This window comes from Dyadobacter psychrophilus, assembly GCF_900167945.1.
GTDB classification, from domain to species: Bacteria; Bacteroidota; Bacteroidia; order Cytophagales; family Spirosomataceae; genus Dyadobacter; species Dyadobacter psychrophilus.
The window spans coordinates 122975-149320 of sequence record NZ_FUZA01000010.1; the positions used below are offsets into that span (position 1 = coordinate 122975).

At 42.7% G+C, this 26346-nt stretch carries 26 protein-coding genes; 22 read left to right on the plus strand and 4 right to left on the minus strand.

The genetic code is table 11. The features are described 5' to 3' along the window. Window positions 1-18: 18 nt before the first annotated feature. The 8 genes from B5X68_RS25965 to B5X68_RS26000 all read left to right on the plus strand — a co-directional run bounded on the left by B5X68_RS25965 (window position 19) and on the right by B5X68_RS26000 (window position 9523). The gene (locus B5X68_RS25965) at window positions 19-1023 is read left to right on the plus strand and encodes an N-acetylneuraminate synthase family protein (protein WP_082217682.1); all 1005 of its coding nucleotides are present in this window, start codon (window positions 19-21) and stop codon (window positions 1021-1023) included. Further along, a complete protein-coding gene (gene neuC, locus B5X68_RS25970; protein ID WP_082217683.1) occupies window positions 1020-2159 on the plus strand; it encodes a UDP-N-acetylglucosamine 2-epimerase in 1140 nt (379 codons plus the stop codon). The genes B5X68_RS25965 and neuC overlap by 4 nt, the downstream gene beginning before the upstream one ends. Then, window positions 2159-2884, plus strand: a complete 726-nt coding sequence (locus B5X68_RS25975) for an acylneuraminate cytidylyltransferase family protein (RefSeq protein WP_082217684.1) — start codon at window positions 2159-2161, stop codon at window positions 2882-2884. The genes neuC and B5X68_RS25975 overlap by 1 nt, the downstream gene beginning before the upstream one ends. A gap of 26 nt (window positions 2885-2910) precedes the next feature. Further along, window positions 2911-4233, plus strand: a complete 1323-nt coding sequence (locus B5X68_RS25980) for a CDP-glycerol glycerophosphotransferase family protein (RefSeq protein ID WP_170916728.1) — start codon at window positions 2911-2913, stop codon at window positions 4231-4233. Further along, window positions 4221-5621 (plus strand): O-antigen ligase family protein, encoded by a 1401-nt coding sequence (locus tag B5X68_RS25985; RefSeq protein ID WP_082217686.1) that lies wholly within the window; start codon window positions 4221-4223, stop codon window positions 5619-5621. The genes B5X68_RS25980 and B5X68_RS25985 overlap by 13 nt, the downstream gene beginning before the upstream one ends. Continuing rightward, complete coding sequence (locus B5X68_RS25990) at window positions 5618-6583, plus strand: glycosyltransferase family protein (RefSeq protein WP_082217687.1); 966 nt, start codon at window positions 5618-5620, stop codon at window positions 6581-6583. The genes B5X68_RS25985 and B5X68_RS25990 overlap by 4 nt, the downstream gene beginning before the upstream one ends. A 360-nt stretch (window positions 6584-6943) precedes the next feature. Further along, a complete protein-coding gene (gene dnaG, locus B5X68_RS25995; RefSeq protein ID WP_082217688.1) occupies window positions 6944-8947 on the plus strand; it encodes a DNA primase in 2004 nt (667 codons plus the stop codon). Between the two features lie 27 nt (window positions 8948-8974). Continuing rightward, the gene (locus tag B5X68_RS26000) at window positions 8975-9523 is read left to right on the plus strand and encodes a DUF4136 domain-containing protein (protein WP_082217689.1); all 549 of its coding nucleotides are present in this window, start codon (window positions 8975-8977) and stop codon (window positions 9521-9523) included. Between the two features lie 53 nt (window positions 9524-9576). On the opposite strand, the gene B5X68_RS26005 is transcribed toward B5X68_RS26000, so the two are convergent. Further along, window positions 9577-9879: a YtxH domain-containing protein gene (locus tag B5X68_RS26005; protein ID WP_082217690.1), complete on the minus strand. Its 303-nt coding sequence runs from the start codon at window positions 9877-9879 to the stop codon at window positions 9577-9579. A 57-nt stretch (window positions 9880-9936) separates the two neighbouring features. Between B5X68_RS26005 and B5X68_RS26010 the strand changes: the two genes are divergently transcribed. Continuing rightward, window positions 9937-11064, plus strand: a complete 1128-nt coding sequence (locus B5X68_RS26010; RefSeq protein WP_229208573.1) for a WD40/YVTN/BNR-like repeat-containing protein — start codon at window positions 9937-9939, stop codon at window positions 11062-11064. A 2-nt stretch (window positions 11065-11066) separates the two neighbouring features. Here B5X68_RS26010 and B5X68_RS26015 read toward each other — a convergent pair whose 3' ends face one another. Next, window positions 11067-12074 (minus strand): YpdA family putative bacillithiol disulfide reductase, encoded by a 1008-nt coding sequence (locus B5X68_RS26015; RefSeq protein WP_082217691.1) that lies wholly within the window; start codon window positions 12072-12074, stop codon window positions 11067-11069. A 123-nt stretch (window positions 12075-12197) separates the two neighbouring features. On the opposite strand from B5X68_RS26015, the gene B5X68_RS26020 reads away from it, so the two are divergent. The 10 genes from B5X68_RS26020 to B5X68_RS26065 all read left to right on the plus strand — a co-directional run bounded on the left by B5X68_RS26020 (window position 12198) and on the right by B5X68_RS26065 (window position 22459). Beyond that, window positions 12198-13196, plus strand: coding sequence for an aminodeoxychorismate synthase component I (locus tag B5X68_RS26020; RefSeq protein WP_082217692.1), 999 nt, complete (start codon window positions 12198-12200; stop codon window positions 13194-13196). Between the two features lie 25 nt (window positions 13197-13221). Then, window positions 13222-13776, plus strand: coding sequence for an aminotransferase class IV (locus B5X68_RS26025; RefSeq protein WP_229208574.1), 555 nt, complete (start codon window positions 13222-13224; stop codon window positions 13774-13776). Window positions 13777-13840: 64 nt separating this feature from the next. Then, a complete protein-coding gene (locus B5X68_RS26030; protein WP_082217694.1) occupies window positions 13841-14068 on the plus strand; it encodes a hypothetical protein in 228 nt (75 codons plus the stop codon). Then, window positions 14068-14535, plus strand: coding sequence for a type II toxin-antitoxin system VapC family toxin (locus B5X68_RS26035; RefSeq protein ID WP_082217695.1), 468 nt, complete (start codon window positions 14068-14070; stop codon window positions 14533-14535). Before B5X68_RS26030 ends, B5X68_RS26035 begins: the two co-directional genes overlap by 1 nt. An 18-nt stretch (window positions 14536-14553) precedes the next feature. After that, entirely contained in the window at window positions 14554-17046 is a 2493-nt protein-coding gene (priA, locus tag B5X68_RS26040) for a replication restart helicase PriA (RefSeq protein WP_082217696.1), read from the plus strand. 26 nt (window positions 17047-17072) lie between these two features. Next, window positions 17073-18512, plus strand: a complete 1440-nt coding sequence (gene pyk, locus B5X68_RS26045; RefSeq protein WP_082217697.1) for a pyruvate kinase — start codon at window positions 17073-17075, stop codon at window positions 18510-18512. Window positions 18513-18661: 149 nt separating this feature from the next. Beyond that, window positions 18662-19309 (plus strand): Uma2 family endonuclease, encoded by a 648-nt coding sequence (locus tag B5X68_RS26050; RefSeq protein ID WP_229208575.1) that lies wholly within the window; start codon window positions 18662-18664, stop codon window positions 19307-19309. Window positions 19310-19454: 145 nt separating this feature from the next. Continuing rightward, window positions 19455-19829: a BlaI/MecI/CopY family transcriptional regulator gene (locus tag B5X68_RS26055; RefSeq protein ID WP_082217699.1), complete on the plus strand. Its 375-nt coding sequence runs from the start codon at window positions 19455-19457 to the stop codon at window positions 19827-19829. 11 nt (window positions 19830-19840) lie between these two features. Further along, entirely contained in the window at window positions 19841-21310 is a 1470-nt protein-coding gene (locus tag B5X68_RS26060; protein WP_082217700.1) for a M56 family metallopeptidase, read from the plus strand. A 123-nt stretch (window positions 21311-21433) separates the two neighbouring features. Beyond that, the gene (locus B5X68_RS26065) at window positions 21434-22459 is read left to right on the plus strand and encodes a Gfo/Idh/MocA family protein (RefSeq protein ID WP_082217701.1); all 1026 of its coding nucleotides are present in this window, start codon (window positions 21434-21436) and stop codon (window positions 22457-22459) included. A 4-nt stretch (window positions 22460-22463) separates the two neighbouring features. On the opposite strand, the gene B5X68_RS26070 is transcribed toward B5X68_RS26065, so the two are convergent. Together B5X68_RS26070 and B5X68_RS26075 are read right to left on the minus strand one after the other, a co-directional pair. Beyond that, on the minus strand, window positions 22464-22856 hold the full coding sequence (locus B5X68_RS26070; protein WP_082217702.1) for an ExbD/TolR family protein: 393 nt from the start codon (window positions 22854-22856) through the stop codon (window positions 22464-22466). Window positions 22857-22890: 34 nt separating this feature from the next. Next, complete coding sequence (locus tag B5X68_RS26075; RefSeq protein ID WP_082217703.1) at window positions 22891-23571, minus strand: MotA/TolQ/ExbB proton channel family protein; 681 nt, start codon at window positions 23569-23571, stop codon at window positions 22891-22893. Window positions 23572-23841: 270 nt separating this feature from the next. On the opposite strand from B5X68_RS26075, the gene B5X68_RS26080 reads away from it, so the two are divergent. The 3 genes from B5X68_RS26080 to B5X68_RS26090 all read left to right on the plus strand — a co-directional run bounded on the left by B5X68_RS26080 (window position 23842) and on the right by B5X68_RS26090 (window position 26270). Then, on the plus strand, window positions 23842-24654 hold the full coding sequence (locus tag B5X68_RS26080) for an MbnP family protein (RefSeq protein ID WP_170916729.1): 813 nt from the start codon (window positions 23842-23844) through the stop codon (window positions 24652-24654). A gap of 13 nt (window positions 24655-24667) precedes the next feature. Further along, window positions 24668-25801, plus strand: coding sequence for a cytochrome-c peroxidase (locus B5X68_RS26085; RefSeq protein WP_082217704.1), 1134 nt, complete (start codon window positions 24668-24670; stop codon window positions 25799-25801). Window positions 25802-25940: 139 nt separating this feature from the next. Beyond that, a complete protein-coding gene (locus B5X68_RS26090; RefSeq protein ID WP_082217705.1) occupies window positions 25941-26270 on the plus strand; it encodes a DUF6787 family protein in 330 nt (109 codons plus the stop codon). Window positions 26271-26346: the final 76 nt, after the last annotated feature.

Consider the following 26346-nt stretch of genomic DNA (forward strand, 5'->3'; position numbering starts at 1 on the left):
CACAAATATGGCCACACTATGAATGGAGAAATTTACATGATCGCCGAAATCGGGCAGGCACATGAAGGAAGTTTAGGTTTAGCGCATTCTTACATTGATGCACTTGCATCGAGTGGTGTAAATGCCGTCAAATTTCAGGTCCACATTGCGGAAGCAGAAAGCAGCATCCACGAGCCATTTCGAACAACATTCTCATATAAGGATCCTTCCCGAATGGATTACTGGAAAAGGATGGAGTTTTCGGAAGAAGAATGGGTCGGCTTAAAAGCACATTGCGAAATGAAAAAGCTCGACTTCATTGCCAGTCCGTTTTCAATCAGCGCTGTTGGGCTGCTTGAAAGGATCGGCGTCAGCGCGATCAAGATCGGGTCAGGCGAAATGAATAATCTTTTACTTTTGTCTGCTGCCGCGGGAATTGCAAACAGGATAATTTTATCCTCCGGGATGAGTTCGCTTTCTGAACTTGACAATGCGATTGCACAGGTGAATGACAATTGTAAGCTTTCCTTGCTTCAATGTACATCCTCCTATCCCACCGGTCCACACCAGTGGGGACTCAATGTTATTCCCGTTCTAAAAGATCGTTATCAGATCCCGATAGGCTTTTCGGATCATTCAGGAGATATTTTTGCCAGCCTCGCCGCCGTGGCAAGTGGTGCCGAAATCCTTGAATTTCATGTCACATTTGACCAGAGAATGTTTGGACCCGATTCAACTTCTTCGATAAATATCGATCAGGTAAAGCAACTGGTAAAGGGTGTCCGACAAATAGAAACCGCTATGAAGTTTCCTGTCGACAAATCTGACTGTTCCGAATACACAACATTGAAAACGATTTTCGGAAAATCTCTGGCAGTAAATAATGATCTCAGAGTAGGGCACATTATGACGGTTTCCGATTTGGAAGCGAAGAAACCTGCGGGATACGGCATATTGCCAACGCATTTTGAAACTGTTGTAGGCAGACAATTAAAGCACGATCTCGCAAAATGGTCATTCTTAAATCTCAGTGACCTACTATGAAACGAAAAATTTGTGTAGTAATCACCGCAAGAGCCAGTTACAGCAGAGTTAAAACGCTTCTTATCGCAATAAAATCGCATCCATCTTTATGCCTTCAACTTGTGATTACCGGAAGCTGTCTGTTGGAAAAATATGGCGGACTTACGAAACTAGTCAACCAAGACGGTTTTGATCCAATCATCAAGGTTTCAAATCTGCTTGAAAATGAGAATCCCACCGCTGCGGCGAAAACAACCGGGCTGGGGGTAATTGAACTTGCTTCGGTGTTTGAAAATGTGCGTCCGGATGTCGTAGTAACCGTTGCCGACAGGTACGAAACCATGTCGGCCGCCGTCGCAGCTTCCTTTATGAACATTCCTCTGGCGCACGTCCAAGGTGGGGAAGTAACCGGAAATATTGATGAAAAGGTCCGGCACGCGGTGTCAAAGCTGGCGGATGTCCATTTTGTTGCCACTGCATCCGCGCGTAACAGATTGATAGCCATGGGAGAAGTCCCTGAAAATGTGTGGCATACAGGCTGTCCTTCCATCGACCTGGCTATTCAGATAAAAAATGATGCAGCCATGCGATTTGACTATGAAAGTTGTCAATCCTTTTCGTCGGCAAGCAAATATATTGTGGTAATGCATCACCCAGTAACCACCGAGCATGGGTTTACCAAAGACCAATTTTGCAGTTTGGTGAACGCTATAAGTGCACTACACATTCCCACCTTCTGGTTCACGCCTAACCCGGACTACGGAGCTGCGCAGATATTAAAAGAGATTCAGCGATACGGCGAAACAAGTAAAAATCTGAAAATACATTTTTTGCGGAACCTCAACCCAGAGTCATTTCTAAAACTAATTAAACATTGCGCCTGTCTCATTGGAAATTCCAGCACGGGCATCAGGGAGGCGTCTTTGCTGGGCACACCGGTTGTGAACATTGGCAGCCGGCAACAGGGCCGGGAACGGTCCTTCAATGTGATTGATGTAGACTTTGATTCAAACGCAATTATTGAGGCTGTACAAAACCAGCTCGATCACGGACATTATGATAGTTCTATTTTATATGGAAACGGCGATGCCGGAAATCAAATCGCTGACTTACTGGCAAAAATGAAGTTAAGTGTCAATAAACAAATCACTTACTGATGGAAACAAACAAAACAATCCTGGCGATCATTCCTGCTAGAAAGGGTTCAAAAGGGGTTCCCGGGAAAAATATGAAGCTACTCGGAGGGAAGCCCCTTATTCAATATACAATCGAATCCGCGCTAAAATCGAAGCTTTTGACCACAATTGTAGTGTCAAGCGACTGTGAAGAAACGGTTGCGTTTGCAAATACCTGGGAAGGAATTGAAGCGCCGTTCATCAGGCCTGCCGCAATTGCGTGTGATGAAACGCCGTCCATTGAAGTGATGAAGCACGTCGTAAAATTCTATAAAGAGCGCAAAATGGAGTTCGAATATGTTTGCCTTTTGCAGCCAACCTCGCCGTTCCGCAGCCCCGATCTAATTGATAATGCCATTAAACACATGCTTAAAATGGATGCCGATAGCCTGACCACAATTCAAAAAACGCCGGACAAATACAATCCGCTCTGGGCCTTTCACTTGTCAAACGGCCAGCTTTCACGATTCATATCAGATGTCGCCATGCCCTCCCGCCGACAAGATTTGCCCAATTCGCATTATCGTGACGGCAATATTTATCTGCTCAAAACATCCCTGCTCAGCCGGAACCGCTTGCTTGGCGGAAGATGTATCGGATATCAGCCTGAAAATGAAATAGATCTTAACATTAACACACTACAAGAATGGAAGCTCGCGGAATTGTATCTCGAAGTTTACAGCAAGGGAGAAAAAAGCCAGTCCTGATCCTAATAACAAACAGCTTTGCTGCCATGAACATCATTCACAGCGGTTTGATAAGGAAACTAGCGCAGGAATATCATGTGCATTTATTATCCACAATGATCCGTTCCGCAGAAATTGGCCAGATTAATGGTCAGTTTGGGCTCGATTTGAAGCTTGTCAATTTGAACCTTCCTAGCGAACCTGCCTGGCTTACCTGCTTGCGTAAAGTTGAAAAGGCGTTTTTTGCTCAGCATTTTGACATTACAACTCAAAAAATCAAATATCAGAGCCAAAAAGAATGGTTTTGGATGCGAAAAGTGCTTTGGCTTATAAGTCAAAAAAATTTCAATAAATGGGTTTTGAGGTTAATAAGGCATTCCATTATTTTCCTGACCTCTTTTTCCATTAAACTTAAACCGCTCCTATCCTACCACTTCCATGGTTTGATATCTTCTTCGCCGCTGGATTCACGCGAGAACCGGATTGTCAATTTTTTACGAAGACGCAATATTAAAACTCTCGCAATGGTCATTAGCTGGGATAATTTGACATCCAAAGGCGTCATTAACGCGGATCACGATTGTACATTGGTTTGGAATGACTTCATGAAAAAAGAGTTTTTGTGCTTTTATTCCATTTTCAACATTACAAAACCCAAGGTAATCGCGACCGGAATTCCAAGGTTCGATTGTTATTTCCAAACACGGCCTGAAAACAAGCATGCAGAAGCAAGAGCACGCTTCAATGTTCCACCCGAAAACCAGGTGATTCTTGTTGCCACGAGTGCATTTCGGCACTTTCCAAACCAGCTAGACGTCATAACAGATCTGCTGCGTTTTGCAAAACGCGAAGGTAATCTGCACGTTATCATTAGGTGCCACCCGGCAGATAATGTTGGTGCATATAATCAACTGTCTGATGAGAAAATTGTCACAATTTGGCATCCGAAAAATTTGCCAACCGTTGATAATGAACGCTTTTACAACTGGTTTCCGGAATTGGACTTCCTTGATTCACTCTCTCAAATGCTACGGATTTGTGATGTGTGCGTTCATTTTGCCTCTACTATGAAACTGGACGCTGCTGCTTGCGGCAAGCATTTGATTAGTATCGCTTATGACGGAAACGCCCCGCTTTCTGATCATCAGTCTGTGAAAAGGCTTTATGATTATAACCATCAGATTCCGCTCAACGCATTGCAAGTTGACGAATTTGTGACGAGCAGAGAGCAATTATATACCGCATTGAAAGTCTGCTTATCCAAACAAAAGTCAGAAAACGAGCTAGCTGCCATCAAATCTTTCACTCATTTTACTGAACCGAAATCGGTTGATTTCACCTTTAAAACCATTGTCGAATGGTTGAACTAGGCTTTGAAATCTTCAAAAAATGGCTGGTTGCTTTGGTAATTGTTTCAATCTTTGGATTTTTTTTTGACCAACTGCTGACATTCGGTGAAAATGAATTGCAGACGGCTGTGGTTTTGACATGCTACGTTTATTGCGCAGTTAGTCTTTTTTGCCGATCTCAGCACAAGCTCTTCCATGTCCTTGCAGTGCCTGTTTTCACACAATTTTTGCATTTGTTTCAAAAATATTCATTTCCAGCCGGTGCAAATTCCGTCTGGAGATTGATGCCGTTTTTGATTTTGGTCTCCTATTTTCTTTATTTTTTTATCCAAAAACCTGCTTGTCTGAGCAAAGCAGAAAAGCTTTTTCTAGCGTTCTGGGTAATCATTCAAGGATTCTTTTTGCTGATTTCGCCAAATTTAGAACACATTGCTTTCGGCGGAGTGCTACTTTTTTTGCTGACCCTACCCTATTATTTCATCTATCTCAAATTGGTCAGTCCCGCGATCCATTTTCATCAAAATCTTGAAATGTATTTGTGCACATTATATATCATTCTGGGGCTAGGCACTTTCGGGTTAGTTGTTGCCGGCGCAGAGTACAAGGGTTCGGATAACTTACTGGCTACCCGAAACATCACGGATACCAATGTTACGATGGCATATTTCATTCTGCTGTGGCCGTTTGTCCTGCTTTATACTGCACGTAATGCATTAAACATTTTTCTGCGTTTGTCACTTTCCGGAATTCTTTTAAGCGTTGTCATATTCTCGTTTTCCCGGGGCGCGGTGCTTCTTATAGTGCCCTACATGCTCATCACAACATTTCTGATCGGAAATATCGTGCGTTTTTGGTGGATACTATTAACCGTGATATTAGTGCTCAACTTATTTCCAAGTTTTACTTCAGGATATGCAGACTGGGACATGGCCTACTTCTGGACGTTAAGGTTCGGCGATTTAATGTCGACAAATTCGGTTTTGGACAAGTTACAACAAGCCAGCGGTCGCGCAGAAATCCATGAAATTGCCTACAATCTGTTTCTTTCAAAACCTTTGACCGGTCATGGAACGGGAAGTTTTGAAGTGCTTGGCCCGGGTTATAGAGAGGCACATTCGCTTTTCTACACATTGCTCGCAGAAAACGGACTTATTGGATTGACCTTCATTTACAGCCTGCTTCTCAGCTTGCTGATTTTACTTCTGTCAATTTCCATGCATGACCGAAAACATGCTTTGCTGCCTGTCAGCTTCGTTTTTTATCTCGCTTTCAATCATACAGTTGGCAGTGTTTTCGTGATTTTACCTGCGAAAAGCGTAACCATCAATTGTCTTGCTCCCATATTATTAATGTGCCTGTACTTTTATGCGAAAAACATTCAGGCCAATGTTGTTAATCCAAAAATATGAGCAAGGTGTTGATCATAGGAAAGTTGCCGCCACCCATAGGAGGTGTTACGGTGCACGCGACCCGGTTGATTGAAAGTCTGGCTGTGAACGGCTTCCCCCATTTTACTTTTTGTGATCTCAAAAATGACAGCTTTTGCCGCATAATAAGGAAGATTGCGAAACATCGGATTATCCACCTGCACGCTTCCAATCCACTTTTTCAGCTTTTATTTGCAATGGTTTGCGTATTGTCAGGCAAAAAGCTTTTCCTGACTTATCATGGAGATTGGGGCCGTTACGGAATTTTGGATTATCTGGCTGTTAAGCTGTCTGCGTCGCTCTGCTCGGTCCCTATTGTGCAAAATAAGGAAAGCCTGGCTAAGGCTAAATTCTACAATGGTAACGCATTGCTTATTTCAACATTCATTCCGGCGACATATACAACGCCTTTAAGTCAACTGCTTTCGCGGCAGCTGGCCGATTTCCGGCAGCGTTTCAAATTTGTGTTTTGTACAAATGCATGGAATTTGTCATTTGATAAAAATGGAAAAGAGATTTACGGACTTTCACAGATCATTAGCAATATCCGGCATGTAGATTGCGGCGGTTTAATTATTTCAGATCCTTCCGATAGCTACAAGCCTTTCATAACAAAGACGTTTGGGCAAATTCCAGAGAATGTGCTTTTTATCGGAGGTCAGCACGATTTTGGTAACGTCCTGCAGGTTTCGGATGCTTTTATCAGGAATACAACCACCGACGGTATTTCCTTATCTATATACGAAGCGCACGAACGCAATGTAGTTGTGCTGGCCTCTGCAAGTGTTTCGCGTGCGGATTTTTGCAATGTATATCACGACATTTCGAAAATTGACCTTGTTATTGAGCTGGAAAAAGGGAGAATACGCTTACAGACCGAGGGGAAGATAATGAAGGAGGATGTAACAAGTCAACTTATTGAATTATATAACCGTTACATTTAGCTGACTACAAGCCCGTTACAAAAAAACAAAGGCATAGAAAAATTTCCATGCCCTGTTTCACACTATACACACACTATATTTTAAATATCTATAATATCACTTGATGATTTCTGATATAATTTTCAACACCGCAAAATAACAAATTAAAGTAATTAGAAAAAAGCTTTCCAATGTGATTTTCTTGGCTAAAATGAGAAAATGATGGACAATTCTCTAATATTATTTTACTTGATAAAGCTACTGGCAACAAATTTACGGAATTATTAGTTAATTATTGTTCAAAGTGTCATAGCTAGTTACATTCGTAAAACGAAACAGCTTGTAAACTGCAGCTATGTAGGCTAATCTAAACAACAAAAAATGCGCATTAACCCTGAAACCGTTGAACGGATCAAACAAACCGCTGACATCGTCGAAGTGGTTGGGGACTTTGTGTCATTGAAAAAGAAAGGGGCCAATTACTCGGCTTGCTGCCCTTTTCATAACGAGAAAACGCCTTCATTCAATGTCAATCCGGTAAGGCAGATTTATAAATGCTTTGGATGCGGCGCGGCAGGGGATTCGATTAAGTTCGTCATGGACATTGACGGTGTGGGTTATGGAGAAGCACTGCGTTATCTGGCCGACAAATACAACATTGAGATTGAGCAAGAAGAAGTTACTGATGAAGAGGCGCTTCGGCAAAATGAGCGGGAAAGCCTTTACATTATCCTCAATTTTGCAAAAAACTTTTACGTACAACAGCTTCATGAAAGTGACGAGGGCCAAGCCGTTGGACTTAGTTATTTTAAGGAAAGAGGCTTTACAGGTGAAATTCGCAAAAAATTCGAGCTGGGTTATAGTCTGGATACTTGGGACGCTTTTTCAAAAGTGGCTTTGGAAAAAGGTTATTCTTCCCAACTATTAGAAAAAGCCGGCTTATTAATACATAAAGAAGGCTCTCAAACCGCTGGTTATGACCGTTTTAGAGGAAGGGTTATTTTCCCGATCCACAATGTCGCCGGGAAAGTAATTGCGTTTGGAGCACGGATTCTTAAATCTGATAAAAGCAAAGCTGCCAATCAACCCAAATATCTAAATTCGCCGGAAACCGAGGTTTATCACAAAAGTGACGTCCTATACGGGATTTTTCAGGCGAAAAACGCGATCAGACAACTCGATCATTGCTATCTGGTTGAAGGTTATACGGATGTAATTTCCCTGAACCAGGGTGGAATTGAAAATGTCGTTGCTTCGTCCGGAACTTCGCTGACGGTCGAGCAAATCAGGCTTATCGGCAGGTTTACGCCCAATGTTACCATACTTTATGATGGAGACATTGCTGGCATAAAGGCTGCATTACGCGGCCTAGATCTCGTTTTGGAAGAAGGCCTGAATGTTAGTATTGTTCTTTTCCCGGACGGGGATGACCCGGACAGCTATGTCAGAAAGGTAGGCGCAGAAGCTTTTAAAGCATATTTAAAAAACAATTCAAAGGATTTTATCACCTTCAAAACAGAAATGTTATTGCAGGACGCTGGTAATGATCCTTTCCGGCTGGCGGCAGTAATTGGTGAAGTTGTTAACAGCATTGTAAAAATCCCCGATGCCATTAAGCGGCAGGTTTTCTTCCACCGGACGTCTGAAATGATGAAAGTGGATGAGCAAATGCTTATTACGGAGGGCAACAAGCTGCTTCGAAAACTGCACACGCAAAAACCACAGGAACGCGCACCGCGCCAGGCTCAGGCGCCCGAAAGTCCGGCAGATCTGGATGCATTGTTTTCAGGCGGTCCCTTCTCAGAGTCCAATGAACCTCCTACTGATTTTTTTGCGCCCGAAACCGGTCATACAGAAACTCCTCAGCGTAGCAAACTGTATTATCAGGAAGAAGCATTTATAAGATTGTTGGTCGTTCACGGCACGCGTGAGCTCGAACCTACGATAACAGTTTGTCAGTATGTTTTGAGTGAGATCGAAGGGATCGACTTCAAGGATACTATTTTCCATCATTTGCTGGTGCTGTTCCGCGAAAACTTTAACCGGAATCAAGTACTGCCAACGGATTACTTTTTGCATCATCATGAGCCCGAGATCAGGAACCTGACTATTGACTGGCTTGCCAACAAATATGAACTGAGTGAATTGTGGTCTGAAAAATATGAGATCTTCGTTCCTTTTGAAACGGATGTTTTAGACAAAACTGCTTTCATTAATATCCTGAGGCTTAAAAAGGCATTCATTGAGGAAAAAATGAAAGTATGCCTGCAGCAAGCGGTCCATGCAAAAACAGAAGAAGAGCAAACTGCCATAATGAGTGAATTCATGTATTACAAAGGTATTAGTATGGCTGCTGCCAAGGAATTGGGTAGCGTAATTGGATAATCGGTTCACCTTTCAATTCTGAATGTTATGAAAGCCTTTCGTTCATCATTTTTCCTGCTCATCATTTTCGTTGTTGCAGGCTGCAGTTCATCTTACAAAATCCTTAATTCCAAACAGGAAGACGATTTTAAATTGTCGGATTATGCCACCTTTGGTTTTTATGATATTGAGGCAAAAGGTGACACAGTTTCGCAGAATTTCGAAAAAAATGTTGGTATAATCAAAGCAGCAATTGCGCAAAATCTGCAAGCAAAAGGCCTTGACGAGGCGAGGGACGCCAATTTGAAAATTAACATTGCCTTGAATGTTGAAGAAAAATCACAGACCCGGCAGACCGATTTCCGAACAGACGGACTCCCGAGATACATGGGGCAGAGGCGCTATTCCTGGAAAAGCGAAGAAGTTGTAGTTGGAAAATATCGGGAAGGAACAATCATGATTGATCTCGTTGACTCGGCTAATAACAGGATGGTTTGGCAAGGAGGTGCGGAAGGGATCATTCCCGAAAAAAGCCAGAATTTTAATGAAGATATTAACAAGGCCATTAAAGAAATCATTGATAAGATCCAGAAATAAAAAGGGCTGCTTCATTTAAGAAACAGCCCTTTCAATATTGTTGATGTCGGAGTTTAACCATTGTTATTTACTACCCCACGCACTCTTTCATTCACATTATCCGCTACGGAACCAGCTTTGTCCTTCGCAGAGCTAACATTCTTCAAAAAGCCGTCTTTCAACTTGTCGGCTAAAACTGACAATTCTTCAAGGCTTTTCTCATATTTGTCTTTCGCATTTCCGCCAAGATCATTTGCTTTGCTCTTGATGAGTTTGCGTGTGTCCTTTCCATCTTTGGGAGCCACCAAAAGACCGATTGCAATGCCTGTTAAAAGTGCTCCTATTGAGCCTATCAGAAATTTTTGATTCTTGTTCATATGAATTTCTTATTTTGTGAGAATAATACGTTTGAACTGTAAACTAATAAAAATACTGTGCCATCAAGCATTAAACATTACAAACGGCTGACATGGATCGTTATACTTCTCGCGCCGCAACTGGTTTCGGCGCAATGGAAGGTGATTGATATCAAAGCTTCCATCCACATGAGGGCAGTCCATGCCGTTTCGCCAACTACATGCTGGATTGGCGGTTCCAGGGGAACTGTTTTGAAAACCATCAATGGTGGTAAAAAGTGGCTGACATCCAAAGTTTCCGGTGGAGATTCACTTGATTTTCGGGACATTCATGCGTTTAGCAAGGACGTTGCGGTGGCGATGAGCGCAGGGGAAGCGCAGAAGGACAAGGCCAAAATTTATCGTACAGAGGACGGCGGGTTAAGCTGGTCGCTTGTGTACCAAACTACACAAAATGGGGTTTTTCTGGATGGAATCGACTTTTGGGATAAAGATAGAGGCATTTGTTTAGGCGATCCCATCAATGGAAGACTATTCATTTTGACCACAGAGGATGGCGGAAAAAACTGGCAAGAGCTGCCTTTTGAGAAACGGCCGGTTGCTGAGCCTGGTGAGGCTTGTTTTGCGGCCAGCGGAACCTCCATTCACGTTGCGGGCAAAAGTAAAGTTTACATTGGAACAGGCGGAAGCAAAATGGCGCGGGTTTTCCGCTCGGAAGATTACGGCAGATCATGGGAAGTGTCCGCTACGCCTTTGCCAGCCGGACCTACGAGCGGCATTTTTGGTTTGAGATTTTGGTCAAAGAAAAGTGGCATCGCGGTGGGCGGCGATTACAAAAAGACAACTGACTCGACTCAAAACGTGCTCATAACGCGGGACGGTGGCGTAACCTGGGAGTTAGCAGGCATGACCAAACCAACCGGATTGAAAGAAAGTGTCGTTTTATATCACAAGACGGATGCAGTCTGGAATGGTGAATCAGAGCTCCGTTCCGATGACTATGCGCTGATTGCAAGCGGACCATCGGGAAACAGTTATTCGCCCGACTGGGGGAAAACCTGGCGGGAACTTGGAAAAGAAGGATTTCACGCTATGAGTTTTGCAGGAAATGTTGGTTACGGCGTTGGAGCGAACGGACTCATTGGAAAACTCGAGAAGTTTTCAACCAAGAAGAAGAAACGCAAGTTGATCCTTGTGGACCAATAGCATTAAATCCTGTCTATCAATTCCTTAACAGCGCGAACTTCTCTGCCGGACAAATGATCCGCGATAGCCGCAGCATGATCGCGGCCATTTTCAATAAATACTTTTTCGGTAAAAACTCCCGCCATAACGGTTCCGCAGAGATAAAGTCCGGGTACATTCGTTTCAAATGTCTCCTTATCAAATGAAGGAACCTTGGTAATTTCATCAAGCGCGACGCCGCAGCGTGAAAGTAAATGTTCGTCGGGAAGATAACCGACCAAAAGGAATACAAAATCTGCGGGCAACCACTCTGTCTCGCCCGTTTCAAGGTTCTCAATTTCAATTCTTCCCGGCTCGATGCTTTTGGTAATGCTATTAAAACGCGTGTGGATCTTCCCTTCCTTCACCCGATTTTTCACATCCGGCACAAGCCAGTATTTTACTTTCGTACGAAAATCCGCCTCCTTATGTACGATTGTAACGTGCGCATCATGCCGATACAGCTCTAATGCAGCCTCCACCGAGGAATTTGAGCCGCCTACCAGCACTACGTTCGTAAAGGAATATTTGAAAGGCTCATCATAGTAGTGAGAAACATGCGGGAGATTTTCGCCCGGCACATTCAGCAATCTGGGTACATCAAAATAGCCCGTCGCCAAAACCACATTCTTCGACTGGAAAATTTGTCCGTCATTGGAATAAGTCAAAAATGTTCCGTCCGGCTGCTTTTCGGTCCTGTCAACATCGATAAAGAGCTTGAAATTAAGGTGATAGTAGCCAGCCACTTTTCTGTAATATTGCAATGCTTCATTGCGATTGGCCTTCACCTCGGAGATCGCAAAAGGAATTCCGCCAATTTCGATGTTCTCAGCGGTTGAGAAGAACCTCATTCGTCTTGGATAGCGGCGAATGGACTCTGTAAGATTACCCTTTTCAAGGATCAGATAATCCAGCCCGCTCTTCGCCAGTTCCACTCCCATTGCCAGGCCGCAAGGCCCGCCACCAATTACGATTACATCATATATATGCATTGCGGTAGTCTTAGAAAAATTACGCTTCCCTAGTCAATAAACCCCCTAATTTAGATATTGGTTTCTGAACTTTGTAAATTAGCTTCCTGTTGAAAATGTTCATTATATAGGTAAAACAAAGATTTGGAAGATCCAAAACGGAATTTTGCAGAAAAGCTGAACGCATGGGGAAAAGCAAAAACCCCTTTCGTTTTTCTTGTGGATTACCGGATCGAGAAACCGCTTGCATGGACATTGGATGACGAAAACCTAAGTGAAATTCGCTTTGATCTCAATGGTTTCAAGAGTCAAGATGAAGCCGAACCGCCTCTTTCCGAATTTCAGTTTCATAAATTCCCTGTGTCATTTGCTATTTATGAAGCCAAATTCAATTATGTCATCCGCAACTTAAAAGCCGGTAACTCATTTTTGGTAAACCTCTCGGTCCCGACCAACATTACGACGAATTTGAGTCTGTCAGAAATATTTGCTCATAGCGAAGCACCTTACCGATTTTTGTATAAAAATGATTTTGTCTGCTTTTCTCCCGAGATTTTCGTTAAAATAACAGGTAATCGGATTTCTTCGTATCCAATGAAAGGAACCATTGACGCGTCCGTTCCTGATGCCGAAAATGCAATTTTATCAGACTTTAAAGAAGCTGCCGAACATGCCACGATCGTCGATCTCATTCGCAACGACCTTAGTATGGTTGCAGAAAAGGTTTGGGTTGAAAAATACCGCTACATTGATCGCATTCAGACAAATGATAAAACCTTATTGCAGGTAAGTTCTGAGATCGCAGGAATTTTACCTGATCACTTCGACGGAAAATTTGGCGATTTACTGCTAACAATGTTGCCTGCAGGCTCCATCACCGGCGCGCCGAAACCAAGCACATTACAGATAATCGAAACGGCAGAAAATTATGATAGAGGCTATTATACGGGCGTCATGGGGTATTTTGATGGCGAAAACTTTGAAAGTGCCGTCATGATCCGATTTATCGAAAACCAAAATGGAAACTTCGTTTTCAAAAGCGGTGGTGGAATAACAGCCCAAAGCAATGCACAAAATGAATATCAGGAATTAATAGACAAAGTTTACCTTCCCTTCTCCCATGTCCCGCACATTGTGTTTTGAAACGATTTGTTGTGAAAATCGGCAATTGAAAAACCTTTCTTACCATGAAGCCAGGCTTAACAGAACACGTCACGAATTGTGGGGCTTTTCAGATCACTGGAAACTGTCTGAACTGATCATTATGCCTGATAGTGTGGATAATTCGTTGCACAAATGCAGACTTTCATACAATGATGAGATTGAGGTGATCAAATGGGAGCCCTATTCGCCCAGAACCATTCGCAAGATCCAACGTGTATATGACGACACCGTTGATTACCGTTACAAATACGACGATCGGGATGAGCTTAACACACTCTTCGCGCAGCGAAAAGACGCAGACGAAATCCTGATCATCAAAAACGGCCTGGTAACTGATTCGTTTTATTGCAACGTTGCTTTTTATAATGGAGATGCCTGGTATACACCGAATTCACCACTTTTACCCGGCACACAACGGGCTTTTTTACTGGAATCAGAGAAGATAACAGAAGAAAGGATTAGCGAAGATGATCTAAGGAATTTTAGTAAGATTAAGTTGTTTAATGCGATGGTTGATTGGGAAAATGCTGTGGAGTTGGGGATGGAAAGTATTGTTTGAATGAGACAAGAACCCTTTCCCATGGGATAAAATTTGTATATTTGATTAAACAAATCTATACACTATGAAAGTCGACATCAAGGTGCCGAACGCAAGTTCTAGTATTTTTCGCACTCATAAATCCTATTCTGCCGAAGAGATAATAGCTGCCGGCGGAGCTGCCAAATTTGGTGAAAAGACTAAAAATAATAATGAAAGAATCATTCAAGCGCTTCAAAATGGTCCTGATGTTGAACCATTTACGGATGAGGAGTGGGAAGATTTGATGCGTCAGCTTGAGGCGACCAAATAATGGGTGTTATATTTGATACCAATATTTTGATAGCAATTGTTAGGGCAGGAGATCAGTCTGGGATACTTAAATACCTTAATCCCGTAAATAGTAAGGTTTACATTTCCATAGTTTCAGAAGGAGAGATCAAATCGCTTGCGCTGCAAAATAAATGGGGAAGTAATAGGATCAATGCTTTGGAGCGTCTCCTGAATCAAATTACTATTATTGATATAACGAATGTTGGAATAAACACTTATTCGGAAATTGATTCTTATTCTCAATTACGCAATCCAAGTTTTAAGAAGTATCCTTTCACAACTCCAAGAAATATGGGCAAGAATGATCTTTGGATTGCCTCACTTGCTGCACTTTTAGGGCTTGAACTTGTTACTGCTGATTCAGATTTTGATCATCTACATGACGTTTTTTGTGATGTAAAAAGAATTGATCAGAGGGAGTTTCTGCCCTTCTTCATTAAAAACTAAACCTTGCCCCACTGCACAATGGCCTCCCTTTTTGAGGAAGAAACTACTTTTTTTGCCGATCTGATTTTACCGGTTCCGATTCCTTCTTTGTTTACTTATAGGGTTCCCAGGGAAATGAGCGGAATGATTAAAGTGGGCGCCCGTGTGATTGTGCAGTTTGGTCAAAAAAGAGTGATAACGGCTGTTGTCGCTAACATACATTCAAATCCGCCTTCGAAATACCAGGCTAAATACATTCTCGAACTGCTTGACGAACAGCCCATTGTCACAACGCGCCAGCTCGAACTGTTCAACTGGGTTGCTGAATATTATCTCTGCAACATTGGCGAAGTCCTTAACATTGCTCTTCCAGCCGGGCTGAAAATCACAAGCCAGTCAAGAATACAGCTGAATCCCGAATTTGAACATGATGACTTACTGACGGACCAGGAAAGAATTGTTATTGATGAAATAAAAAGGCATCAAACCCTTTCCTACGAAGAAGTTGAGCGGCTTTTGCAGCGTTCCAACATTACGGCAATCATTAAGTCTCTGGTCGGCAAGCGTGCGGTAATCCTGTTTGAAGAGGTTAAGGAGCGATATAAGCCTAAGGTTGTCAGAAAAATCAGGTTAAATGCTTCTTACACGTCCAATGACGCGCTTTCTAAGCTGGCGGCGTCACTGGATAAGACGCCTAAGCAGCAGGAAATTTTGTTAAAATATCTGAGTTACATTCCGGTTTACAACAATCCGGATCTGAACTCGAAAGGACTTGATAAATCCATATTTAGTCAGGATGATAATGTTTCGGATGCCTCTTTAAACACATTGGTCAAGAAGGGAATTTTTGAGCAGTTCGAGATTTTCATTTCTAGATTTGACGACATTCCGGCCAGCAACGCAGTCATAACACTTACTGAAACGCAAAAAGAGGCCTCTCAACAAATTCACGCACTTTTCGCGGAAAAAGAAGTTGTCCTTTTACACGGAATCACCGGCAGCGGTAAAACGGAAGTTTACATCGAACTCATCAAACAAGTCCTGGAAAGCGGCTCACAGGTTCTATTCCTGTTGCCTGAAATTGCGTTAACAACGCAAATCGTTGTGCGGTTAAGAAAGGTTTTTGGTGATGTAATGGGTATTTACCATTCCAAATTTTCTGATAACGAACGTGTTGAAGTCTGGAAAGGCATTCTGGACGGGAAATTTCAGTTTGTCGTCGGCGTGCGTTCAGCCGTTTTCCTTCCTTTTGATAATCTGGGGCTAATCATTGTTGACGAGGAACACGAAACTTCCTACAAACAGCATGATCCTGCACCCCGCTATAATGCACGTGACGTGGCCGTGATTATGTCTTATATGCACAAAGGCAAAACGCTGCTTGGCTCCGCAACGCCTTCATTGGAAAGCTATTACCATGCACAAACGGGCAGATATGGATTTGTAGAAATGAAGCAGCGATTCGGAAATGCTGCGTTGCCGACATTTGAGTTAATTGATACAAAAAAAGAAAAGAAGTCGAAGAAGATGAAAAACGAATTTTCATCTGTGCTGATTGACCATTTAAAACTTAATCTTCAAAATAAAGAACAGACCATCCTGTTCCAGAATCGCCGCGGTTACTCCCCTTACCTGCAATGCGAAATTTGTAACTGGATTCCTGAATGTGCCAATTGTGACGTCAGCCTTACGTATCACATGAAAGCGGGCGAGCTTCGTTGCCATTACTGCGGTCATAAAGAAGAAGTGACGCGAACTTGTCCGCAATGCGGTTCCACGCAGGTTAAAACGATGGGTTACGGAACTGAAAAGATCGAGGATGAAATTCATTCAATGTTTCCGGAAGCCCGTGTGCAAAGGATGGATCTGGATACGACAAGGGCAAAAAACGCTTACCAACAAATCATTTCCGAATTCGAAGAAGGCGGCATTGACATTCTTGTCGGGACACAAATGGTAAGCAAAGGACTTGATTTTGACAATGTTAGCATTGTCGGAATTTTTGATGCGGACCGCATTATCCACTTCCCCGAATTTCGCGCTTCGGAACGCGCGTTCCAAATGCTCACACAGGTAAGCGGGCGTGCAGGCAGACGAGCCGAAAAGCCTGGAAAAGTCCTTATCCAAACCAATAATCCAGGCCAAAGACTGCTTGAAAGGATCATCAATAACGATTACGAAGGAATGTATGCGGCTGAAATTGAGGAGCGTGAAAAATTTCACTATCCTCCATTTACGCGGCTCATAAAAGTGACGGTCAAGCACGTCGACGAGGCCACTTCCAGCAAGGCTGCGAAGGTTCTTGCAGAGAAACTCACCGCCAATCTGGGAGCAAGCCGGGTTCTCGGACCGCAGCCGCCGTTGGTGGAAAGAGTAAGAAATCAGTTTTTGTTCGACATTCTCATCAAACTTGAACGAGAAAAGATTAATTTTAAGGCGGCAAAGTCATTTATACAAGAAAAGGTTATTGATATTTTAACCGATAAGACGCTCAAAAGCATCCAGGTCGTGATTGACGTGGACTGTTTATAAAAATCATTTTTACTGCATATTAATCTATGTCTTCCAAAAAAACCAGAATTGTTGCTACCGTAGGTCCAGCCTCCGAAACAAAAGAAACATTGTATGCGTTGGCCAAAGCCGGGGTAAACGTTTTTCGCCTTAACTTCTCTCACGGTTCTCATGCTGATCACCTTCAAAGATTAACTACCATTCGGGAAATCAATGAAGAATATGGCTTAAATCTTGCCATTTTGCAGGATTTGCAGGGACCAAAAATCCGTATCGGAATGGTTGCCGAAAAAGATGGCGTTCTGATCGAAGCAGGTAATAAATTGATTTTGTCCAACACAGAAGTGCTTGGAACAGCTGAAAAAGTGAGCACGCCTTATGACGGCATGTACAACGACGTAAAAATCGGCGACCGAATCCTGATGGATGACGGAAAACTGGAAGTGCTTGTTACAGGAATGGACGGAACAGACGTAATTACCGAAGTCATATATGGCGGTTATTTGAAATCCAAAAAAGGAGTAAACTTGCCAAATACAAAGGTTTCGATGCCTTCTGTGACTACAAAGGACTACGAAGATTTGGATTTTGGTCTTGAAAATAATGTGGAGTGGGTGGCATTGTCATTCGTGCGCACGGCTTCGGAACTGATTAAAGTAAAGGAATACATTGCCAGCAAAGGCAAAACGGCGCGTTTGGTTGCGAAAATCGAAAAGCCGGAAGCAATCCTTAACATTGACGAGATCATTGAAGCAACGGACGCCATCATGGTTGCCCGCGGCGATTTGGGCGTGGAACTTCCAGCTGAGGAAGTGCCTATGATCCAGAAAATGATCGTTGACAAATGCAATAAAGCCGGTAAGCCCGTTATCGTAGCGACACAAATGCTGGAAAGCATGATCGACAGCCCGCGTGCAACCCGTGCAGAGCTTAATGACGTTGCCAACTCTGTGCTTGATGGTGCCGATGCAGTAATGCTTAGCGCTGAAACTGCTTCTGGAAAATATCCATTGCTGGCCGTTGAAAGCATGACGAGAACAATCGAAAGAGTTGAAACATCTACAAACAGCATTTATTTCAAACATCACGCTGCTGTTAGCGAAAGCACTAGTGTTAATAAACTGAATGATTATGTTGTGATGAGCGCTTGCCGCCTGGCACGTGATACGCAGGCAAAAGCGATCATCGGGATCACACGTTCTGGCTATACATCGTTCCGTCTTTCACATCACCGCCCAAAGGCCGGCTTGCTGATTTTCACTTCCAATAAGGTGTTAATGAACCAATTAGCATTGTATTGGGGAACAAAAGTATATTACTACGACCGCGATCAGGATGCTTCCACAGATGACCTGATTGAGGACATCAAGCAGTTTTTGGTTGAAAAAGGTGAATTGGTAAAAGGTGATGTGTTCATAAACACCCTTAGCATTCCAGTTTCAAGACAGCGCAAGACCAACACAGTGAAGTTGAGTGTTGTAGAATAAAATAAGAAGATTTTTAAGCGTATGAGCAGCAGGAGGTAACTTCTGCTGCTTTTGCTTTTATACGGCAATCCTTTACCGCTAGAAAAATGACAGCCAGCCGTTAAGACAATCCTTTTCCGCGCTGACTTGAAAAATCATTATATTTACTTATGAGCAAATCAATAGGACATATGATAGCTTCTTCAAATCCGCAGAAGGTTTTACCTAGAAAAATCTCAGCGAAAAATATACCTGACGTTCTGATCCATGAAATAATTGACGGCATACCCTTGTATCGCAGAGGTTACCGTGACGTGTTGGCCAAAACGAAAACGGTAGAAGACATTATGGGTTGCAGTTCATTGCAGTTTTTTATTATTGATTACATCCTTGGCATTCTATATCCGTCCATTAATAGGCAAAAGTATATTATTGCAACAAATGAAGCCGGCCTGCACTTGGATAAAAGAAACAACTTGTCAGGAGACATTATGATCTTCGATAAGGATGTTCTAACTATCGATAAAATTGATACACACTATTCAAAGGTCCATCCAAAAATCTCCATCGAGATAGACTTAGACGTGGAGTTGGAGACGTTTACAGAAAATGGCTACATCACAATTAAAACACAAAAGCTTCTCGGCTTTGGTGCAGATAAAGTGATTTGGTTTCTGACAAAGCCCAAGAGCGTAATGATCGCAGCAAAGGATGCTGAATGGCAAACGTTCAGTTGGGATCATGATATTGAAGTGCTGGATGGGATCAGTTGCAATGTTGGTAAATACCTGAAAGACAAGGGATCAGAGTTTGCTTAAACAGATTTACAGAATTTAAAAAGCGGAGAAACTTCATCTCCGCTTTTATTTTTTTATTTATAACTAATAAAATAGTTTTAAAACTAATAAAATAGTCCTATCTTTGAATCAGTAATTCGAAATACTAGCAAGACAAATCAACATTATGGAAATTCGCACATTAACCCGTGCCGAGGAAGAGATCATGAGGATCTTATGGCAACTGAAAAAGGCTTTCGTGAAAGATATTCTGGCCGAAATGCCCGAACCAAAGCCCGCTTATAACACCGTTTCCACAATCATCAGGATTCTCGAGAAAAAAGAGGTTGTTGGCTACACGGCTTATGGCAAAACGCATGAATATTTTCCGCTGATCAGCGAAGAAGAATACAAACGCCATGAAATGCAACAGCTGATGGTCAATTATTTTGACAATTCACTCCCTAATCTCGTTTCATTCTTCGTGAAAGACAACGATCTCAAAACCAAGGATCTGGATGAAATAATGAAGCTGATCAACGACCACAAAAACGAACAATAAATCCGCTAGCTATGGAAACGCTGTTATACTTCGGAAAGGTTAATCTGTACTGGATCTTGCTGTTTGCATGCTACCAGCTCATGCTGCGAAATCATACATTCTTTAAATGGAATCGTTATTACCTCTTAGGCTCTTTAATAGCGGCTTTTTTCCTTCCGTTATTAATTTATCCTGAGAATGCACCTGCAATTCCCGTTGTGTATCAGGTGAATGCTGCCGATTTTACAGTTAGAGCGAACGAAGCCGAAGCAGCGCCCTTCATGACCTGGACACAGATAATCTGGACAATTTATGGGCTCGGATTTCTTGTTACGGTGTTTCAGTTTTTCAAGCACATTATTCAGTTAAGGAAGTTTTTAAAGGCAGGCGAAATTATCGAACTCGATGACTGCACCGTGGTGCTGATCGACTCTAACAACACAGGTTCATTTTCTTTCCTGAACTGGATTGTAATTAACCGTAACGATTATGAACATCATTTCGATGCCATTTTAAGACATGAAATGGTCCACACGCAGCAAATGCACAGCTTGGATATTCTGCTCATTGAGATCTTGAAAGTACTGTTCTGGTTCAACCCATTTTTATTGCTATACAAGCGTTCCATGCAGGAGATTCACGAATTTCTCGCAGATGCTCAGGCACCGAACCGGGACAATTACGCGCGATTTCTCGTTGCCTACGCCTTAAAAGCGCCCATAACTTCCTTAACAAATCACTTTTTCAAGCCATCCCAAATCAAAAATCGAATTCGTATGATTTACAAAAACAGAACTTCGAAATGGATGCTCAGCACTTATTTGTTCGCCTTGACGGTAATTGCCAGCACGGCATTATTTGTCGCAGGATGCGAACGAACTGAGCAGAATGAGGCAGAAATCGCCGCCCGGAATGCAGAGAAAGCCACAAAAGATGCACTTCCCGACGATAAAATCTTCTCAGTGGTTGAAGAACAGCCTGAATTCCCCGGCGGTCAACAGGCAATGTTTCAATTTTTAGGGAGGAAAATCAAATATCCAACAGCCGCGGCGAACGCTAATGTGCAAGGCAAAGTCTTTTTGCAGTTTGTCGTTACTGATGAAGGAAACATTCAAGATATTGTTGTTTTAAAAGGCATTGGTTATGGCTGTGATGCTGAGTCCGTACGAGTCCTAAAGCTATTTCCTAAATGGAAACCAGGAAAACAGAATGGTAAGCCCGTTAATGTAAAATTCACGTTACCAGTTAATTTCCAATTGGAAGAAAGTGATAGTGAAAGTGCTACAAGCACGATACACCTAGATGAAAAAATGGCAAGTGTGGTGCATTATGCTTTTTCACCGCTCTACATTTTGGATGGAAAAGAAATGGAAAATGCAGATTTTCTTAAGAAATTGCCAGGTGAAAAAATTAAAAGCATGGACGTATTAAAGGGTGAAAAAGCGGAGGAAGTTTATGGAGACAAAGGCAAGAATGGTGTGATCAAAATTACCACCAAGTAGCAAGCTGCTCTTTTGACCAACAAACTAAAATCACAATGCCCGGCCTGTTCCGGGCATTTTTGTTAGACATTTCGGTGCGAATTGATACATTTGCTTCCGCAGCATTCATTCCGAAACCAACCTATGCCAATCCTTAAAGCAGCCATCATTGGCGGTGGCCATATTGCAGATCAAAACCACATTCCCGCCCTAAAAGCACTTCCAGAACGCGTTGAACTCGTGGCCATTTGCAGTCGCGACATTCAAAAAGCGAGAGCACTGGCCGATAAGCATCACATTCCCCTGGCTTATAATAATGCCGCCGAAATGTTTGACAGCGATAGCAAGCCGGACCTGATCATCAATTGCACAGCCAATAACCTGCATTATCCGTTTACGGTGCAGGCTTTGGAAAACAACTGCCATGTATTGTGCGAAAAGCCTCCGGCAATGAATGCAGCTCAGGCTGTCGAAATGGCCGATTTGGCCCAGAAAAAAGGCAAAGTGCTGGCTTATAACTTTCAGCTTAGACAGACGCCAGAATATAGCTTGCTAAAACGATCTTTGGAAAGTGGCCGCCTTGGGGAAATCTATCACATTAAGGCCAATTTCCTACGCAGGCGGGGAATTCCCGGCTGGGGAAACTTCACGAATAAATCGATCCAGGGAGGTGGCGCATTAATGGATCTGGGTGTACATGTGCTGGATCTTGCACTGGGCTTGCTCGATTATGGTGAGCCGGACCGGATTATAGCAAACACGTACGATTTTATTGGAAAAGCAGGCGGAAAAGGGTTGATGGGAAGTTGGGATGCAGAAAAGTTTGAAGTTGAAGACGCTTGTTTCGCCCATTTATCTTTCCCAAATAATGCAAGCATCACATTGTCCACCTCATTTGCCCTGAATACAAAAATCCAGAAAAATGTTAATTTGGAAGTGTTTGGAACAAAGGCTGGCGCAGTGCTGAATCCGTTTGCATTATACAGTGAAATGGAAGGAGAGCTCGTCGATATGGAGTTCCCGCATCTTGAAGAAACCGATATTCAGTTTAAAAACACAGTTGCATTTTTAGATTTCTGCGAAGGCAAACGGAGCAATATTTGCGACGCAAAGCAGGGCGCTATCCTGCAAAAGATTGTAGAAGCTATTTATAAAAGTGCAGAAAAGTGATGGCTTACTTTGCAGTTGCCATCACCATTTTAATTTCATTTTTCGCACCAAGCTCCAGCACGTCCACGAGATCCTGAACAGCTAGATTTTTATCGACTCTTAAAACAATCGTCTTATCCTCAACATTTGCGAAAATATTTTGCAATTCCGCCTCTAATCTATCGAATGGAATTGGCTCTTTATCAATAAAATAACCCTTTTTATCATCAATAGAAAGCGTAATCTGCTTCTTATACATCTGCTGTGTTGCGGAAGCTTTCGGCAGCATGAGCTTGATCACGTTCGGATTGGACATCGTAGAGATGATCAAAAAGAACAGCAAAAGGAAAAACATAATATCGTTCAGCGAGTGCGTGAACACCTCAGGGGCAAAACGACTCTTACGACGTATTTTCATATTTTGGGGAACTGAATTAGTATTGGTCCTACTTTTACTTCGCAGCAACTGGTTTCTGCAACACGTCAAGGAAATCGGAAGCAGCCATTTGCAATCTCAAAGCAAAACGGTCAATTTTCATGTTCAGCAAGTGATATCCGGCGTAAGCGATCAAACCAATGATCAGACCTGATCCGGAAGTGATCATTTTTTCATACATACCACCCGCAATTGTGCTGATATTGAAGTCATTGGAGATGGAAATATCATAGAAAATCCGGATAATCCCTGAAATCGTTCCTACGAAACCAAGCATAGGCGCAATACCCGCTATCACCCCCAGGTAAGGAAGATTGCCTTCCATGCGCTGGATTTCGATCTGGCTGGCATTCTCAATGGTCGTTTCAATGTCTTTAATCGGATAACCAATGCGTCCGATTGCTCTTTCCAAAATCCTTCCGGAAGCATTGCGTTGGTTGCGGCAAAGCGATTCGGCCGATTTCAGGTTACCTTGCTGAATAAAATCTTTCACATTGTCAATCACGCCCGGATCAATTTTCCCATTGGCTCCAATGCCAAGAAAACGCTCGATGATGAGAAAAAGCGTTGCCAGAAATAACAATCCGAGTGGCAACATGACCCAGCCTCCTTTTGCAAGAAGATCAATAATAGAAAGCCCCTCTGTGGCAACGGGTGCGGCCAAAGTAGAGTCAGCAAGTGCTTGTAGAAGCATCATATTGGTTATAAAAGTGAATGTTAAGCTAATGAAATAGAGGTCGATCCGGTCAAAAAACAACTTTGAACATAAACGGCGTTAGTGCCTCCTTATTGTTTAAAGGGCAAATATAGGAAAATTACTCTTTGCGAATCCAAGGAGAAACCATTCCCTGCGTGTTTCTGTAAATAAAGAATATTTTTCACAATTGCGCTAAGCCGAATTCGCATAAATCCGCCTACTTTTCTGTTAATAAGTATATTGAAACCCAACTTTATTCAACTACACGACATGAAAAGGACATTTTCATTTCTGTTGCTGCCTTTCCTGGCAGTTTTTTTAAGCGCTTCTCTTATTTCTTGTACGGATGATCCCGTGCCACTTCCCACAGGAAGCATAAAAATTAAGTTTGATAATGTGGTCGGGTCAAAAGATTTAAAGCTTGGCACTGACAAATACACCAATGCCGCTGGCGAAGACTTCACGGTCAGCAAGCTCAATTATTATATTTCCAACATTACATTTATCGCCTCGAATGGCAATAACTTCACCGTCCCACAAGATTCAAGTTATTTCCTGATTCGGGAAGGAAATGTTGATTCACAGCAAATTACGATTAATAATGTCCCGGCGCGCAACTATACGGGCATTGAATTCGTCATAGGAATTGATAGCTTGAAAAGCGCGACGGATCCTTCTCGACGTAAAGGCATTCTGGACAAAGATTCGGGTCCAACTAACGAAGAAGCCTTGTATTGGGACTGGAATCCAGGTTACATTTTCCTGATGCTGGAAGGAACTTCTGATTCTGCAACTTCGGCAAACAGCAAATTTTACTATCATATTGGCGGCTTCGGAGGGCTTACTGAGAAAACATTGAACAACATTCGTGTAGCAAAAATCAACTTTGGAGCTCAGCGCGCAGCAGTCTCGAAAAATGCAGCGACGCAGATTAATCTCAAAGCGGACATTCTTAAAGTGTTCAATGGTCCAACCCAAGTGAGCATTAAGAAAAATACGAGCGTAATGTTCATTCCTTATTCGAAAAACATCGCCGACAATTATGTAAATATGTTCAGTCTGGATCAGATCATCAACAAATAGGGTAAATAGGTTAATGAGGAAATCGGTTCTACTTTTTGGTGTGCTTTTAATCCTTTTGCCAGGGATCATTTCCTGCAAAAAGGAGACAGAGGCGCCCGAACCAAAACCGCCTGTTGATACGGATCCACCGCCTTTGGAGTGGAAGAAACCGGCTTATTTCCCTGACCCTGTTTACGATTTATCCAAAAATCCATTAACAAACGAAGGCGTTGAACTGGGGCGCTTCCTTTTTTACGATGGCATTCTTTCACGCACCGATAAGATCGGCTGCGGGACCTGTCACCAGCAACAGGCTGCATTTACGCATCACGGGCACGATTTAAGCCACGGCGTTGACGATCAGCTTGGAACGAGAAATTCGCCCTCGGTTCAGAATATGGCGTTCAGCCCTAGTTTTTTCTGGGACGGAGGCGTGCATGATATGGATCTTGTCCCGCCTGTGCCGATCCAGAATGAAGTAGAAATGGGTGAACGCGTAGGAACTGTAATTGAAAAGTTGCGTAAAACACCTGTCGCGGGAGCTTCCAAACAGGTGAATTATCCCCAAATGTTCAAAGCGGCGTTTGGAACGGATGAAATCAATGCAGACCGGATGATGAAAGCATTGTCCCAATTTATGATGACGATGGTTTCTGCAACATCCCGCTACGACTATTTTCTGCAGGGCGACGCATCTGCATTAACGCCATTAGAAAAGCAAGGAATGGCGCTTTTCAAACAAAACTGCGCTTCCTGCCACAGCAGCGAGCTTTTTACAGATTTCAGTTTCAGAAACAATGGTTTGATTCCGAATAAGATCAACGACCAGGGAAGATATGCGATCACATTAAACGAAGCGGACCGACTCAAATTCAAAGTGCCAAGTCTGCGAAATGTTGGCCTGACCGCTCCTTACATGCACGACGGACGGTTTACGACTTTAGATGAAGTTTTGAACCATTATGCCAACGATCAAAGCGGCAGTAAGGACAGCATTTTCGTTTCGCCTTCCCTGGACCCGCTGCTGCAAGTGGCTGAAAAAAAACGTGGAATCCAGCTCACAGCCACAGAAAAACAGTCGATTATCGCCTTTTTGAGAACCTTGAATGACGAGCAATTTATCAGTGACAAACGCTTTTCAGATCCGGGTGTGGGGACTTCGTTTTAGTAGAAGAAAACTGATCTTAACCAAAATAACAATGATCCTGATCATGTCTTAAACCATGATTAAACATTCATTAAAATAGAGGAAAATTGCCCGATGCATTGTTACTTTGTGAAAATTTAAAGCTGCCAATTATATAAATATGCAAAGCGGAGAAAAAAACGCACAGCCCTGGTTGGGAAAAATGCAGGAACGTTGGGGATTGGAAACAACCAGACAGGTTCTTTTGGTTTTAGCAGTTTTCAGCTTAGCGGGTTCATCCGTGGTTTGGCTTAGAAAAGGGCTTTTCTTTTTGCTGGGTTACGATGAGCTGACCCCAATGTGGCTTAAAACGATTACCTACATTCTCTTTATTTTCCCTACTTATCAAACACTTTTACTGATGTACGGCTTTCTGCTGGGCCAGTTTTCGTTTTTTTGGGAAAAAGAAAAGAAAATGTTCCGCTGGATCAAATCAAAATTCAGCAAATAACAGTCATTTCAGAAGCTTGTGCTTCACGTCAAATATTGTAGGAGTGCCGGAATTAACCTTCCTGTACTCCTTATTT

What these genes read in the sequence shown, in the direction of transcription:
- B5X68_RS26085 (WP_082217704.1), top strand. Translation starts at nt 24,668, where the DNA reads ATGAGGAAATCGGTTCTACTTTTTGGTGTGCTTTTAATCCTTTTGCCA.
- B5X68_RS26070 (WP_082217702.1), bottom strand. Translation starts at nt 22,856, where the DNA reads ATGAAAATACGTCGTAAGAGTCGTTTTGCCCCTGAGGTGTTCACGCAC.
- dnaG (WP_082217688.1), top strand. Translation starts at nt 6,944, where the DNA reads ATGCGCATTAACCCTGAAACCGTTGAACGGATCAAACAAACCGCTGAC.
- B5X68_RS26000 (WP_082217689.1), top strand. Translation starts at nt 8,975, where the DNA reads ATGAAAGCCTTTCGTTCATCATTTTTCCTGCTCATCATTTTCGTTGTT.
- B5X68_RS26090 (WP_082217705.1), top strand. Translation starts at nt 25,941, where the DNA reads ATGCAAAGCGGAGAAAAAAACGCACAGCCCTGGTTGGGAAAAATGCAG.
- B5X68_RS26060 (WP_082217700.1), top strand. Translation starts at nt 19,841, where the DNA reads ATGGAAACGCTGTTATACTTCGGAAAGGTTAATCTGTACTGGATCTTG.
- B5X68_RS26005 (WP_082217690.1), bottom strand. Translation starts at nt 9,879, where the DNA reads ATGAACAAGAATCAAAAATTTCTGATAGGCTCAATAGGAGCACTTTTA.
- pyk (WP_082217697.1), top strand. Translation starts at nt 17,073, where the DNA reads ATGTCTTCCAAAAAAACCAGAATTGTTGCTACCGTAGGTCCAGCCTCC.
- B5X68_RS25975 (WP_082217684.1), top strand. Translation starts at nt 2,159, where the DNA reads ATGGAAACAAACAAAACAATCCTGGCGATCATTCCTGCTAGAAAGGGT.
- B5X68_RS25980 (WP_170916728.1), top strand. Translation starts at nt 2,911, where the DNA reads ATGAACATCATTCACAGCGGTTTGATAAGGAAACTAGCGCAGGAATAT.
- B5X68_RS26035 (WP_082217695.1), top strand. Translation starts at nt 14,068, where the DNA reads ATGGGTGTTATATTTGATACCAATATTTTGATAGCAATTGTTAGGGCA.
- B5X68_RS26080 (WP_170916729.1), top strand. Translation starts at nt 23,842, where the DNA reads ATGAAAAGGACATTTTCATTTCTGTTGCTGCCTTTCCTGGCAGTTTTT.
- B5X68_RS26015 (WP_082217691.1), bottom strand. Translation starts at nt 12,074, where the DNA reads ATGCATATATATGATGTAATCGTAATTGGTGGCGGGCCTTGCGGCCTG.
- B5X68_RS26055 (WP_082217699.1), top strand. Translation starts at nt 19,455, where the DNA reads ATGGAAATTCGCACATTAACCCGTGCCGAGGAAGAGATCATGAGGATC.
- B5X68_RS25985 (WP_082217686.1), top strand. Translation starts at nt 4,221, where the DNA reads ATGGTTGAACTAGGCTTTGAAATCTTCAAAAAATGGCTGGTTGCTTTG.
- B5X68_RS26065 (WP_082217701.1), top strand. Translation starts at nt 21,434, where the DNA reads ATGCCAATCCTTAAAGCAGCCATCATTGGCGGTGGCCATATTGCAGAT.
- B5X68_RS25965 (WP_082217682.1), top strand. Translation starts at nt 19, where the DNA reads ATGAATGGAGAAATTTACATGATCGCCGAAATCGGGCAGGCACATGAA.
- B5X68_RS26030 (WP_082217694.1), top strand. Translation starts at nt 13,841, where the DNA reads ATGAAAGTCGACATCAAGGTGCCGAACGCAAGTTCTAGTATTTTTCGC.
- neuC (WP_082217683.1), top strand. Translation starts at nt 1,020, where the DNA reads ATGAAACGAAAAATTTGTGTAGTAATCACCGCAAGAGCCAGTTACAGC.
- B5X68_RS26075 (WP_082217703.1), bottom strand. Translation starts at nt 23,571, where the DNA reads ATGATGCTTCTACAAGCACTTGCTGACTCTACTTTGGCCGCACCCGTT.
- priA (WP_082217696.1), top strand. Translation starts at nt 14,554, where the DNA reads ATGGCCTCCCTTTTTGAGGAAGAAACTACTTTTTTTGCCGATCTGATT.
- B5X68_RS25990 (WP_082217687.1), top strand. Translation starts at nt 5,618, where the DNA reads ATGAGCAAGGTGTTGATCATAGGAAAGTTGCCGCCACCCATAGGAGGT.
- B5X68_RS26050 (WP_229208575.1), top strand. Translation starts at nt 18,662, where the DNA reads ATGAGCAAATCAATAGGACATATGATAGCTTCTTCAAATCCGCAGAAG.